The organism is Serratia sp. 2723, assembly GCF_050434425.1.
GTDB lineage: Bacteria > Pseudomonadota > Gammaproteobacteria > Enterobacterales > Enterobacteriaceae > Chania.
In genome coordinates this window covers 1-13,371 of record NZ_JBNDIN010000002.1, presented here as the reverse complement: position 1 = coordinate 13,371, position 13,371 = coordinate 1, and the positions used below count along the sequence as shown (strand labels likewise).

General features: G+C 54.0%; 12 protein-coding genes. All 12 read left to right on the top strand.

What is annotated here, in order from left to right:
* Positions 1–8: 8 nt before the first annotated feature.
* On the top strand, positions 9–2,156 hold the full coding sequence (locus ABIE29_RS02850) for a peptidase domain-containing ABC transporter (protein WP_429616753.1): 2,148 nt from the start codon (positions 9–11) through the stop codon (positions 2,154–2,156).
* Positions 2,156–3,331, top strand: coding sequence for an efflux RND transporter periplasmic adaptor subunit (locus ABIE29_RS02845; protein ID WP_429616752.1), 1,176 nt, complete (start codon positions 2,156–2,158; stop codon positions 3,329–3,331). The genes ABIE29_RS02850 and ABIE29_RS02845 overlap by 1 nt, the downstream gene beginning before the upstream one ends.
* The gene (locus ABIE29_RS02840; RefSeq protein WP_429616751.1) at positions 3,324–5,279 is read left to right on the top strand and encodes an ABC transporter permease; all 1,956 of its coding nucleotides are present in this window, start codon (positions 3,324–3,326) and stop codon (positions 5,277–5,279) included. Before ABIE29_RS02845 ends, ABIE29_RS02840 begins: the two co-directional genes overlap by 8 nt.
* Complete coding sequence (locus ABIE29_RS02835; RefSeq protein WP_429616750.1) at positions 5,276–6,667, top strand: efflux transporter outer membrane subunit; 1,392 nt, start codon at positions 5,276–5,278, stop codon at positions 6,665–6,667. The genes ABIE29_RS02840 and ABIE29_RS02835 overlap by 4 nt, the downstream gene beginning before the upstream one ends.
* 4 nt (positions 6,668–6,671) lie before the next feature.
* Positions 6,672–7,922, top strand: coding sequence for a beta-ketoacyl-[acyl-carrier-protein] synthase family protein (locus ABIE29_RS02830; protein WP_429616749.1), 1,251 nt, complete (start codon positions 6,672–6,674; stop codon positions 7,920–7,922).
* A 2-nt stretch (positions 7,923–7,924) separates the two neighbouring features.
* Complete coding sequence (locus ABIE29_RS02825; RefSeq protein ID WP_429616748.1) at positions 7,925–8,728, top strand: hypothetical protein; 804 nt, start codon at positions 7,925–7,927, stop codon at positions 8,726–8,728.
* 15 nt (positions 8,729–8,743) lie between these two features.
* Positions 8,744–8,992, top strand: coding sequence for an acyl carrier protein (locus tag ABIE29_RS02820; protein WP_429616747.1), 249 nt, complete (start codon positions 8,744–8,746; stop codon positions 8,990–8,992).
* Positions 8,993–8,996: 4 nt separating this feature from the next.
* On the top strand, positions 8,997–9,731 hold the full coding sequence (locus tag ABIE29_RS02815; protein WP_429616746.1) for an SDR family NAD(P)-dependent oxidoreductase: 735 nt from the start codon (positions 8,997–8,999) through the stop codon (positions 9,729–9,731).
* Between the two features lie 602 nt (positions 9,732–10,333).
* Positions 10,334–10,882, top strand: a complete 549-nt coding sequence (locus tag ABIE29_RS02810) for a tyrosine-type DNA invertase (protein WP_429616745.1) — start codon at positions 10,334–10,336, stop codon at positions 10,880–10,882.
* Between the two features lie 499 nt (positions 10,883–11,381).
* Positions 11,382–11,906 (top strand): fimbrial protein, encoded by a 525-nt coding sequence (locus ABIE29_RS02805; RefSeq protein ID WP_429616744.1) that lies wholly within the window; start codon positions 11,382–11,384, stop codon positions 11,904–11,906.
* A 99-nt stretch (positions 11,907–12,005) separates the two neighbouring features.
* Positions 12,006–12,680, top strand: coding sequence for a fimbrial biogenesis chaperone (locus ABIE29_RS02800; protein ID WP_429616742.1), 675 nt, complete (start codon positions 12,006–12,008; stop codon positions 12,678–12,680).
* 104 nt (positions 12,681–12,784) lie between these two features.
* Positions 12,785–13,371 (top strand): FimD/PapC N-terminal domain-containing protein (locus ABIE29_RS02795; protein WP_429616741.1); only part of this gene is annotated, 587 nt, incomplete at its 3' end.

Sequence of the window (13,371 nt, the reverse complement as noted above, 5' to 3'; positions counted from 1 at the left end):
ATCAGATCATGGAAAAGATAATCCCGGCGCTGGTGTTTCAAGGCGAAACGAATGAATGTGGACTGGCCTGTATCGCCATGATGGCGGAAACACAGGGCATCAGTGCGCCATTGGAGAGCTTGCGTGAGCGTTATCCCGCCTCGCAGCATGGCACCTCGCTGGCCACATTGTGCGACATTATGACGGAACTGGCGATGCCCGCTTATCCCGTTGCCTTTGAGCATGATGAACTGGCGGAAATACCGCTGCCTGCCATTTTACATTATGGGGCGAGTCATTATGTGGTGTTGGCCTACCGCAAAGGGAATCACGTTTGCGTGATGAACCCGGGCATAGGTCAGCAACTGTTGCCTATTGATGCGTTAAAAATGGACATCAGTGGTTATGCGTTGGTGCTGGATCGTGAAACCCAGCCTGACCCTCAGGCGCTGGCCAATGTTCAGCCCAGTAAACGCTCCAGTGCATCCGACACCATGAGCCTGAAAGAAACCGCGCGTATCCCCGGTATTTACCGGCTGATGATACTGGCGTTTCTGATCTCTTTAACGCTGTTTATTATGCCGACGATGGTCAGCAGCGCCATCAATCAGGTGTTTTCCAGTGCTGGGGAAACCGACTTCCCTTACTTCTACTTCCTGTTGGCATTTGTCGTTTCGACCACGCTGGCCTTCGGCGTGCGTTGGATCACCGAGCGCTTTATCAAACGCTTTGTGGTGATCAACAGCGTGGCTGGATTCTCACGCCTGCTCAGCAATTCGCTGAATTTCTTTGATAAACGCGCACCGGGCGAAGTCTTCAGCCGTTTTTCCAACTGGCAGATGGCGTCGGGCGTCAAGATTGAGCTGGATAACGGCCTGCGTACCGATTGGATCATCGGTGTTATCGCACTGGCGGTGATGTGCTACATGAGTCCACTGTTGGCAATGGTGTCTGGTGTGGGGGTTACTCTGATGGGGTTGGTCAGCGTCTGGGCCATCTATCGTGACCGTTTTTACACCCAGCAGTTGCAGGTAAAAACTGCCGAGCAGAGCGACTTTATCCTGGAGAGTATTCAAGGTTTCTCCACTATCAAGTCCGCCGGGTTGGACAGCCAGCGCAAGGGGATGTTCGCCAAGTTTGCTCTGTCCCTGTTTACCTGTCGCCAGCAGCAGAAGATGTACGAGCAGGTCAAAAGCAGCATGTATCAGCTGATTGGCAGCCTGGAGATGGTGTTCTTTATGTTGCTGGCGCTGCCGTTGCTGAAAAGCGGCACTATCACGCTGGGTGAGTTCTTCGCCTATAGCTTTGTGCGTGAAATTTTCACCTCCTATATCACCAAGATTTTCTACGCCGTCCTGCAAAAGAACCAGCTGCACGTGATAGATACCCGCGCCAGGGACTTGTTTCCATCACGGCCTGAACAGGATAGTGGGGATGATGGGGTACCTGCACCCATCCCTAAATTCACTTCGCAGTTGCGTTATAAAAATATCGCTTTTGCCTATGACGCCCAGCAGCCGATATTGCACGACCTTTCCCTGTCGCTCAAGCCGGGGCAAAGCATTGCCATTGTGGGGGAGTCTGGCGCGGGTAAAAGCACCTTGCTGAAGGTGATGACCGGCCTGATGCCACCACAGCAAGGGGATGTAATGGTAGATGGCCAGCCGCTCGATTATCAGCAGGTGCACGCGCTGTTCTTCCTGCAAAGCCAGGAAGACATCCTGTTCAATGCCTCGGTGCTGCAAAATATCACCCTGTTTGATGAGGGGTTCGATGAGCGTAAACATCGGCAGATCGAGCGCTCGCTTGCAGGGCTGAATCTGAGCTCGGTGATAGAAAAACTGCCGGGGGGCTTGAACGCCCTGATCCGTGAAAGTCATGCCGGGTTATCTCTGGGGCAACGCCAGCGTCTGCTGCTGGCGCGGGCCATGTATAGCGATCGTCCGGTGCTGGTGCTCGATGAGCCTACGGCCAACCTGGATGAGGAAACGGCGCACCAGGTGATGACCACCTTGCTGACTCATTGCCGCGAGCAGCATAAAACGTTGATCACCGTGACGCACAGCGAAAGCGTCTTGCCGATGTTCGATCGGGTTTACCGTGTGAGCAACGGCCATGTGGTGAGCGTTGCGACGGAACTTGAAGTGCCAGCGGCGTTAACCACGGCGGTGAGTTAATGAAGTTGAAAATGGTCGGAATGGATAAACGCAGGTTAGTGCCGATTGCCTTGCTGTGTCTGGTGGTGTTGATCGGTACGATTGTCTGGTTCCTCGTTGCGTCTACGCAGAATAATGTTTTTGATACCGAAGAGATCACCCGTGGTGATATCGAGAAAACCGTGTTGGCCACCGGTATCCTCAAACCGGCGCTGCAGGTCAGCGTTGGTGCGCAGGTTAATGGACAATTGCAAAAGCTGTATGTGAAGCAGGGCGATCGTGTCACCCGTGGGCAACTGCTGGCGGAAATCGATCCGACCTTGCAACAGAATGCGTTGCGTAAATCGGAGGCTGCCTTGCAAAGCGCCCAGGCGCAAAAACAAGTCACCCAGGCAACGCTCAAGCAGTATCAGCAGGAATTGAAGCGTCAGATGAAGCTGGATCGCGATGGTTCAGGTGTGAAAAGCGATCTGGAGAAGGCGCAGGCGCAGTTTCAGACCCAGGTTGCCCAGTTGAAGGTCAACGACGCACAGATCGTTCAGGCGCAGATGGAACTGGAAACGGCCAAGGCCAATCTGGGTTTCACCCGAATCGTCGCGCCGATCGACGGCGAAGTGTTGGGGATCGTCACCAAGGAAGGGCAGACCATTGTGTCGTCACAAACCGTGCCGACCATTCTGGTGCTGGCGGATGTGGATACCATGACGGTGCATACCCGTATTTCGGAGACCGATATCCTGAAAGTACGCGTCGGGCAACCGCTGTGGTTCTACGTCGTCGCAGATCCCAAACAGCGTTACGAAAGCGTGATGGGGTCGATCCAGGAAGCCCCGAACGAAGCCTTGCAGGAAGATAACTCGTCAGGTTCTTCCAATCAGCAAGCCTCGGCGGTGTATTACAGCGGCGTGTTTGCCATTGCCAACAGTAAGCGCCTGCTGCGCACCTCAATGACCGCTCAGGTGTTTATCATTACCGAACAGGTGAAGAACGCCCTGCGTGTGCCGGTTGCCGCCTTTGGTGAGCAGCAGGGCAAAGATCGTTATCAGGTACAGGTGATGAACGGCAAACAGCTTGAATCACGCTGGATCCGCATCGGCCTGAACGATCGCCAGTTTGCCGAAGTGAAAGAGGGGCTGAAAGAGGGCGATCGCGTGGTGTTGGCGCAGCATGCCGCCGGGAGTGCTAACAATGGTTAAGCCATCTCATCCCTTGATCGCGCTGCGCGGTATTTCCCGCCATTTTGTCTCTGGATTACAGACGGTGGCGGTGCTGAAAAATATCACCCTCTCCATTCAGCGTGGCGAAATGGTAGCGATCATTGGCGCGTCTGGCTCGGGGAAATCCACGCTGATGAATATCATCGGCTGCCTGGACAAGCCCACGCAGGGAGAGATGCAGATCAAGGGCATTTCCACCCAGCTCGCCAGCAGTGAACAGTTGGCGCAGCTACGCAGCCAGTACATCGGTTTTATTTTCCAGCGTTATCACTTGATGCCCTATCTAAGTGCTGCGGAAAACGTCGCCATTCCCGCCCTGTATACCGCGATGCCAGCGGCGGAACGCCAGATGCGTGCCGAATACCTGCTCACCCGGCTCGGGTTGCAGCACCGAATGAATTACAAACCGGCGCAGCTCTCCGGTGGGCAACAGCAGCGGGTGAGTATCGCCCGGGCGTTGATGAACGGGGCGGAAATTATTCTGGCCGATGAACCGACCGGTGCGCTCGATCGCGCCAGTGGTCAGGAACTGATGGGGATCCTGCACTCCCTGCACCGGTCGGGGCATACCATCATTATCGTCACCCACGATCGGGATGTGGCCAATCAGGCACAGCGCATTATCGAAATCAGCGACGGCGAGATCGTGGCCGACCAGCGTAATGAGGCGGTAGCCTTACAGGAAACCAAACCTGCGCTGCCGGTTGCTGCGACTACCGGGCGTAACTCGTTCTGGCCAAGCGTGAAAGAGGCGGTCAAGATGGCCTGGCGTGCGTTGCTGGGGCACCGTGCCAGGGCTTTCCTGTCGATGTTGGGCATCATTATCGGCGTCTCTTCCGTGGTTTCGTCAATGGCCGTTGGTGAGGGCGCACGTCAAGATATACTCAATGAAATTAGCCAATTGGGCAGCAGCACGTTAGATGTTCGCCCCGGCTTGGGGTGGGATAAACCGCGTCCGGACCTCGCCCGCTCGCTGACGGTGGCTGATGTTGAGCTGTTGGAGCGCCAACCTTATGTCGATAGCGTTTCGCCGGTGGTCAGCAATACCGTGGTCGCGGTGCGCGGCGGTAAAGAGGCGAGGGTTTCGATTTCCGGTATCAGCAACGCCTATTTTCGCGTGCAGGGGCTGCATTTTATCTCGGGCAATGGCTTTACCCAGCGCGATCTGGATGAGCGTGAGCCGGTGGTGATTATCGATCCGGAATTACGCGACACACTATTTGAGCCGGATGAAGTGGCTGAGGGCGGGATCGTCCAGCTTGCGGGGACCCCTTACCGGGTGATCGGCGTTGCCGAACGCAAAGGCGGCAAGTACAGCGGCATGATGTTGGGGGCCTGGATGCCTTACACCGCAGTGCTGGAGCGCATGTCCGGCGATATGCCGATCGAGTCGATTATGCTGCGTGTACGCGAAGGGACCTCTCTTATCGAAGCTCAGGGGCGCGTCGAATGGCTGCTGGAACAGGTGCATGGTCGACGCGACTTTTTCACCCAGACCAATGACCAGATGACCAAGGCCATCCGTAAAGCCTCGGATTCCATGACGCTACTGATCACCGCCATTGCCGGGATTTCACTGCTGGTGGGGGGGGTTGGCGTGATGAACATCATGCTGGTTTCGGTCACCGAGCGTACCCACGAGATCGGCATCCGCCTTTCGGTCGGCGCGCGGCCTGCGGACATCATGCGTCAGTTCCTGATTGAGGCGATGGTGATCTGCTCGCTGGGCGGGTTGATTGGCATTATTGGCTCCGGGCTGGCCGGGGTGATTTTCACCCTGATGACACAGGAGTTCACCATGATCTTTACCTGGCCGCCGTTGGTACTGGCCTGCGGGTTCTCGGCGTTTATCGGCCTGGGTTTTGGTTTTTTCCCTGCGCGCAACGCGGCGCGTCTGCATCCTACGGAGGCGTTGGCGCGCGAATGATGAAGAGCAAACTCCCCCTACTACTGTTGCCCCTGCTGCTGAGCGGCTGTGGTGCCTTGACGAAAAGCGACTATCAGCGGCCAATGCTGTCAGTGCCGACCGAATGGCGGGTGCAGGAGACCGGGAGCGGTTTTCTGCAACGCACCGACCATTGGTGGGATAACTTCGACGATCCGCAGCTCTCCGTGCTGATTGGGAGGGCGCTGACCAGCAACAACGATCTGGCCATTGCCGGGTTGCAACTCCAGCAGGCGAGGCTGGCAGCCGGGTTGAAGAATACCAACCTGATGCCAACCGCGACGGCAAACGGTGGGGTCAGCAATAACAAGAATCTGCGTCAGAATACGAACTCCACAGAGTCTTACAACAGCGGGCTGGAGCTAAGCTATGAAGTAGATTTGTGGGGCAAACTGGCACGGACCAGGGAGCAGGCGCAGTGGCAGGCGCAAGCCAAGGAACAGGATCGGCAAAACACCGCACTGACGCTGATCGGCAACACGGCGCAGTATTATTGGCAGATCGCCAACCTTAATCAGCAAATCAAGCAACAGCAGGCGGCTCTGGAAATCAGTAAACAGACGCTGGCGATGGTGCAATCCCGTTATGACGCCGGTGCCGCCGGGCAACTCGATCTGCTACAGGCGCAGCAATCGCTGATCAATCGTGAAAACACCTACCGCACATTGCAACAGCAGCGGGAAGAGAATCGTAATGCACTGGCGATCCTGTTCAACCGTTCGCCTACCGATCGTCAGGCCGAACGCAGCTCTCTGGATATCAATCAGGATGTGCCGGTAGCGAGTGCTTTGCCGGTAGAGGTTATTGCCCGTCGGCCTGATGTGCAGGCGGCAGAAAAGAATTTACGTGCTGCGCTGGCAGGCTCGGATGTGGAGCGTCTGAACTTCTATCCTACGCTTTCGCTGAGTGCTTCGCTCAATGCGGGCAGCACGATTTTCCAGCAGTGGTTCAGCAACCCGAGTAGAAGCTTGGGGAGCAGCGTTTCATTACCCTTCCTGAACTGGAATACCGTGCAACTGACCATCGAAATATCCGAGTTGGACGTCAAGCGGGCGGCGATCGCCTTCCGCAGCCAGGTCTACAACGCGCTTGCCGACGTGGATAACGCCATGTCGCAACGGCTCAGCTATCAACAGCAAAAAATCAATCAGCAACGCAACCTGCAGCTTAGTCAGCAGCGTTTGGCGCTGGCCAACAGCCAGTATCAGGCCGGTGCGGTCTCTCTCCAGAGCTTGTTGGATGCCGAGGATGCGTTGTTGACCATTGAAAGCAACCTGTCGGAGTTACAGTACAACTACCTCAATTCCACCATGAAACTGTGGCTGGCGTTGGGCGGCGGTGTGGAAAAAGACGGTGATATAACAGGATGAGATCATGAATAAAGATGCTTTGCCACGTCGTGTGGTGGTTACAGGTTTCGGTGCGGTTACGCCATTAGGGATGAATGCCGAGCAAAGCTGGGCGGCGATTATGGATTACCGCTTGGGTTATCGCTATTACGATAAATCTGCTGTGGGGGTCCAGTCGCGTTTCTTGGGAGTAATCGACGATGAGCCTAACTTGAAAGGGGTGCCTGCCGCGATCCGCCGTCGTCTGCCACGCTTTGCCCGCCTGGCGCTGGGGGCGGCCCGCGAAGCGATGTATATGGCCTTCCACGGGGAGAGCCCGGCGGCCTATTACGATCTGCTGGACTGCGGTACCATCATCGGCAGCGGCTGGGCGGGCCAGGATGAAATACAAAACAATCATGAGGACTTTTTGCGTGCGGGGTTGGGTTCACCCTTTGGGTGTTTCCTGTCCATGCCGAATGTCGCGACGGCCGCCTGTAGCCTGTTTTGGGGGCTGCGCGGCTATCAGAATAGCCCGATTGCTGCCTGTGCCACCGGGACGATCGCCATCGGTGATGCGTTTGAGGTGATCCGCAGTGGCCGTGCTTCGATGATGCTGGCCGGGGCAGGTGAGTCGTTAAGCAGCGACACTGCCATTTGGAATATTGATGTGCTGCGCGCCTTGGCGAGTGAGCAGGACGACATCAGCAAGGCCTGCTGCCCGTTCAGTCTCGATCGTAACGGCTTTGTCCTTTCCGAAGGTGCCGCCGTGCTTTGCCTGGAAGAACGCGAAGCCGCACTGGCGCGTGGCGCAACGATCCTGGGGGAAATCAAGGGCTACGGCAATTACTCCGATGCCTTCGACTTTACTGCGCCAGCGGAAGACAAGATTGCCCGGGTGAAAACCATCCAGCACGCCTTGCGTCAGGCTGGGGTGACGGCGGAGGAGATTGACTACATCAATGCGCATGGCACTTCTACGCCCCTCAACGATCTGAATGAAACCCAGGCGATCAAGCTGGCCTTTGGCGACGCAGCCTACAGCACGCCGCTTTCCAGCACCAAGTCTTACTCCGGGCATCTGATTGCGGCGGCCGGCAGTTTTGAATCCATTATCTGCCTGCAAGCGTTGCAGCATCAACTGATGCCCGCCACCTGTCACCTGAAAAACGCCGATCCGGAGTGCGATCTGGACTACATCAGCGAAGGGCATCGCCCGGCCCGGTTACAGAACATCTTGAATCTGAGCTTCGGCTTCGGCGGCGCGAATGCGGCGTTGGTTATCGGGCAGGCATGAGCATGATCTTCAACTACACCCTGAGCGATGCCGAGGAGTGGGCCGCCTTTTCCGGCGACTACAATCCGATCCACTTTGATTTGCAGCACGTGCGCAGAATGGGGGCCGACCAGCTAAGCGTCCACGGGATGCGTGCGATGCTGGATATGAAACGCCATCTGAGTGCGGTGTTGCTTGCAACTCCGCTGGAGCATGACTTTTATGTTTTCAGCACCCGCATGCGCCGACCGGTGCTGTGCCAGACGCCGTATCACCTGCAGATAGCGGGCAATGGCAAGCAGATCACCGGTGAGTTGCGGGATTGCGCCACGCAGGAAAGCTGTTTCAGCAGCAAGCTGGCTCCGGCCAGGTCACTAGACTTGGTGGCTTCTGAGCACGAGCATGTGCTGACCGTTAACGAGGTGATGGCACTTTGCCAGCCGTTCCCGGGGCAGGCAGCGGAGGCCACCCAGGCGTGGAGCTTCTTTGACGCCCTGCTGTTCCAACTGTTGTTGAAATCCCCGGAAACCTTGGCGACGCTGACGACGGTGCTGCCGGAACTGCAGGCGGCCACGCTGATTGAGGTGTTTGCCCAGAGTCCGGTGGTACAGACACATCATGAGACCCACTTCAGCGCCCGATTGTTTAACCCCGCAACGCTTTTTGCACCCGAAGATCGGCTGTACTACCGCATTCAGCCGATGCTGGTTATTGGGAATAAAAGCAGCGGATTGGTGTTACGCACGGTGATCGAGGCCAGAACGCAGTGGCATCCGCTGCTCGTGACTTCCGTCACCTTAAAAACATGGCCAATGGCCGATCATTAACATAGGGATATAACCATGGAAAACTACCAACAGGTTTACGATACCGTCACTGAAATGATTTGTGATGCCAAAGATCTCGATATGGCCGATCTGGCGCCGGAAATGCCATTGCATCAGTTGAAGCTGGACAGTTTGGACTATGTGGAGCTGATGGTATTGGCCAAACGTGAGTTCGGAGTCACGCTCAACGCCGAAATGTTCATCAATCAGCCGAATATGACGCTGGGTGAACTCTGTCAGAACCTGGCTGATGCGCAAAAATAACCCTATGACTAAACAATGGGTGTTAGTAACCGGAGGGAGCCGGGGGATTGGCCGTGCATTGGTGGAGGAGTTGGCCAGGCAGTGGAACGTGGTGTTCACCTACCGTAACGGCCAGTCGGCCAGCGCGGCGGTGATTGAAGCCTGCACGGGTTTGCCGGGCTGGGTGGAAAGCTGCGTCTGTGACGGCAGTGACGAGCAGGCGGTGGACCTAGTGGCACCACAGCTGCTGGCACGCCTCGGTGCGCCTTTTGCAGTGATCCATAACGCCGGGATCACGCAGGATGATTTGCACATCCAGCAAACCGGTGAGCGCTGGCGGCAGGTGCTCGACACCAACCTCAACGCCATTTTCTACTGGAACCGGCATCTGTTGCCAGCCATGATGGCGCAGGGGGAGGGAGCCATAGTGTTGATGTCTTCGGTGACGGGCATCAAGGGCAACACCGGGCAAACGGCCTATGGGGCCAGTAAGGCGGCGATGATCGGCCTGGGGAAATCCCTGGCGTTGGAAGTGGCGCGCTTTGGTATCCGGGTGAACAGCCTGCTGCCAGGGTTTATCGAAAGCGAGATGACGCAGGCTATTCCGCCGGAAGCGCTGAAGGCGCTGCGCAAGCAAATTCCTCTGCGCCGCCTGGGTAAAGCCAGCGAGGTAGCGCGTACCACCGCGTTTCTCATCGGTGATGACAGCCGTTATATGACGGGGCAAATTTTGGTGCTTGACGGTGGTTTGACTGTCTGAATGCGTTAATCCCTCCTTTATCATGTCGGGGCACTATCTATCATGTGCCCCTTTTTTATGCTCGTCTGGCCAACCTTTTACTTACTTTTTTACCGTACGTTCCCGCGAATTTATTTTTATCCACTTGATCGTTAACCTGCTATTTTTGCGTATTTTCTGATAGGTATGCTTTTTTGGATAGTTTTGGCTTATGTTTTGTGTTTGTTTTATATTTTTTTGTTTTGGGATCATTCTCTGGTAAATGCTTTCCAGGACGCCTCTACGTTTAGCCTTTCATCCGGTTACAGGGGGCATTAAATTTTTCAATAAGGTGTTTACGCATTGTATTTCCTGCTTTTCTAATGTTGTTGTTATGTTGCCATAAATTTACCTTGTTGTTCTATTCACCTACTGTTGGGTTGCCGATTTTAATCTAAATATCAGCTAAGTTGCGCTGGATCATGAGTAATTAGCATAGTTCGATACGTGAACGCTTATCGGCTATACTCCACTTAGGATTCAGGATGTTATCCGAAGGCAGGGGCTAATGCTCCTGAGCTATGTTGTGGAAATAAAAAGGAGGAAAAACCCACATATTTTTGGTGAAAAGTCAAAGAGGTACTATGACCAGTCGTAAACATTTAACCCCTTCCGAAGTAGAAAGACTGCTTGAGGCGACCCTGAAAGGTAAAAACCCTGAGCGTGACTACTGTTTGATTTATATGTGTTTTATTCATGGTTGCCGGGTGAGTGAAATCAACAGTTGGCGGCTTGCCGATATCGATCTGGAAGGCGGTAATATCTATATCCATCGGTTGAAGAACGGCTTCTCAACAGTTCATCCTCTGTATGTCCGCGAGCGGAAGTGTTTACAGCGTTGGATGGCCAAGAGAAAACATTACCGTGGCGCGGATAGTGAGTGGTTGTTTCTTTCTAATCGAGGATCTCGTTTATCGCGCCAACGTATTTATTGGCTAATTCGTAATTACAGCGAGGCGGCCAATCTGGAGGTCAATGCGCATCCCCATATGCTGCGGCATGGCTGCGGTTTCGCCCTGGCGGACCGTGGGATTGATACGCGTTTGATTCAGGATTTTCTTGGCCATAGGAATATTCAGAATACGGTGTTATATACGGCAAGTAATGCTAGAAGGTTTAAGGAAGTATGGTGATTGAAGTATTTAAATATATACCTAACGAGTCACTTTGAACTAAATTGCATCTTACTCTAAGGATACTCAAAAATAATGTCAATACTAACTATTCAATATTTCACCTCGGTAGATAAAACTAATAAATTACAACGGGTTAAATAATTAACACCATAAAAAAAACCTCACCCAGTCTTAAGTGCCTTCTTATTTATCCACCGAAAAAAACCAAACGCGAACCCTGCCTACTTTATAACCAGCTTATAACTCTTCCATTAGCACACCCCACAGAGTATTGATCTGCACATTTTCTTTTTTGAGGCCGTCCATGGCATTTTAAACCAAAATGGTCACTTTAGTTCAAAATGAATCGTTTGGCTGGAAAGGCATTACCGCCTCATCGCTATTTGCGGAGGGGGCTTTCAGTCGATGAACTAAATAAAAAGGAATGACATAGGGTTATGTCGAAATTAAACGAGTGCGCGCATTTGGAGTGCATTTTTAAAAGGAAAAGTAGTATATGAACAAGAATCTGATCGCCATGGCTGTTCTGGCCGCTTCCGCATTTTCCACCGCTGCGTTTGCTGAAGACGGCAAAGTAAACTTCTCTGGTGAGATCATCGATCAAGCCTGTACCGTGCATTCTGACTCAGAAAACCAGACCGTTACTCTGGGTAAAGTTTTTGTCGGCGCATTCAAGGGTGGCGCTGGCACCACTGCTGCCTCCAAGGATTTCTCCCTGATCCTGCAAAACTGCCCAGATACGGTTAAAACTGCGACAGTACGTTTTGATGGTACCCAGGTAGAAGGTAACGATGCCGTTCTGGCGCTGACCGATGAGCCAGATGTCGCCACTGGTGTGGGTGTTCAGATTGCTGACAACAACAACAAGGTGATTAACCTGCACTCGGATTCAAAGGCTTATCCGCTGAGCAGCACCGAAGATAACGTGCTTGGTTTTGTTGCACGTTACTACGCGACTTCAGCCACCGTCACTGCGGGTAAGGCTAACGCAGTGAGCAACTTTACCATTATCTATCAGTAAGTTTTATCCGCTCGGCTGATACGGGCGGTATAAGGCTGGTCAGGGGCGCGAAAGCCACCCCCTGGCCTTTATCTCAATGGCTGAAGTGGTGAACAAGAAATGAAAGTCTGGCGGAGCACAATAGTCGCAGCGCTATTACTAACCTTTGGTGCGCAGGTACAGGCAGGCATTATTGTCGGCGGAACGCGTCTGGTTTATGACGGCGGTAAAAAAGAAGCCTCCCTGGGGATCAATAACCCGGATAAGGTGCCCTATCTCATCCAATCCTGGGTCGATACGCACGAAGGGGACACCTCCAAGGCGCCATTTATCATTACCCCTCCTTTATTCCGCCTGGATGGTGAGCAGAATAATATTCTACGCGTAGTGCGTGCCGGGGGGAATTTACCGACCGATAAAGAATCTCTCTATTGGCTGAACATCAAATCTATTCCTTCGGCCAAGAAGCAGGAAAACAGTTTGCAGATTGCGGTCAAGACACGCATCAAGCTGATTTATCGCCCACAGGGGTTACCTGGTACGTTAGAGGACGCCGCCAAGGCATTGACCTGGCAGCGTAGCGGTAATGCGGTTCAGGTGACCAATGCATCGCCCTATTTTATCACGCTATTCTCAGTCAAGATTAATGGCAGCCCGCTGAAAAATGTCAGCATGGTGGCGCCGAAGTCCAGTGCACGCTTCGAACTCCCAGCCGATAGTGCGGGAGGGGCATTGAGTTGGGAAATCATTAACGATTACGGCGGTATTACCAAACCGTTTATCGGGAACCTATAAGGCATTCACCAGATTAAATACAGCTAATCTCTGCACAGGTAGTACAGGGAAGGGACGCGGCTTGCCGGAATTTGCTGGCGCTGCTGATAAATGGAGTTAAATGGATGAAAAACCCGAAGCGTATAGGCTTGCGAGGATTTAACCGCACCCCGTTGGCGTGGTTGATCTCATGCCAGGTTGCCATGTTAATGGGCATGTCCGGTAGCGCACAGGCTCGCGATTATTTTAACCCGGCACTGCTGGAGCTGGACAATCCGTCCCAGCGAGGGGCTGATCTGACGGTTTTTGAAGATGGCCGAACTCAGGCCCCAGGTACGTACCGGGTTGATATCTATCTGAATGGGGCGATGGTCGATACCCAGGAGCTTGATTTCTCCCTGCAGCGAAGCCCGACAGGTGAGGATAGCCTGCAGCCTTGCCTGAGCAGCGACATGCTGGAGGGCATGGGCGTGAAGATCGCTTCCTTCCCTGCTATCCCGGCCACTGGGCAGTGCGTTAATCTGGCGCAGATCATTCCCCAGGCATCGGCCTCGTTCCGTTTTAATCAACAGCGGTTGGACATCAGTATCCCCCAGGCGGCATTGCACTCGACCGTCCGTGGCTATGTTTCGCCAGACCAGTGGGATCAGGGGATACCGGCGCTGTTGGTCAACTATAACTTTAGCGGTGCCAACAGTTGGGCACGCAGCAG

Bases quoted from the DNA above. Each gene is read 5' to 3' on its own strand.
- ABIE29_RS02805 (WP_429616744.1), top strand. From the start codon at position 11,382: ATGAACAAGAATCTGATCGCCATGGCTGTTCTGGCCGCTTCCGCATTT.
- ABIE29_RS02830 (WP_429616749.1), top strand. From the start codon at position 6,672: ATGAATAAAGATGCTTTGCCACGTCGTGTGGTGGTTACAGGTTTCGGT.
- ABIE29_RS02820 (WP_429616747.1), top strand. From the start codon at position 8,744: ATGGAAAACTACCAACAGGTTTACGATACCGTCACTGAAATGATTTGT.
- ABIE29_RS02825 (WP_429616748.1), top strand. From the start codon at position 7,925: ATGATCTTCAACTACACCCTGAGCGATGCCGAGGAGTGGGCCGCCTTT.
- ABIE29_RS02810 (WP_429616745.1), top strand. From the start codon at position 10,334: ATGACCAGTCGTAAACATTTAACCCCTTCCGAAGTAGAAAGACTGCTT.
- ABIE29_RS02845 (WP_429616752.1), top strand. From the start codon at position 2,156: ATGAAGTTGAAAATGGTCGGAATGGATAAACGCAGGTTAGTGCCGATT.
- ABIE29_RS02850 (WP_429616753.1), top strand. From the start codon at position 9: ATGGAAAAGATAATCCCGGCGCTGGTGTTTCAAGGCGAAACGAATGAA.
- ABIE29_RS02815 (WP_429616746.1), top strand. From the start codon at position 8,997: ATGACTAAACAATGGGTGTTAGTAACCGGAGGGAGCCGGGGGATTGGC.
- ABIE29_RS02840 (WP_429616751.1), top strand. From the start codon at position 3,324: ATGGTTAAGCCATCTCATCCCTTGATCGCGCTGCGCGGTATTTCCCGC.
- ABIE29_RS02800 (WP_429616742.1), top strand. From the start codon at position 12,006: ATGAAAGTCTGGCGGAGCACAATAGTCGCAGCGCTATTACTAACCTTT.
- ABIE29_RS02835 (WP_429616750.1), top strand. From the start codon at position 5,276: ATGATGAAGAGCAAACTCCCCCTACTACTGTTGCCCCTGCTGCTGAGC.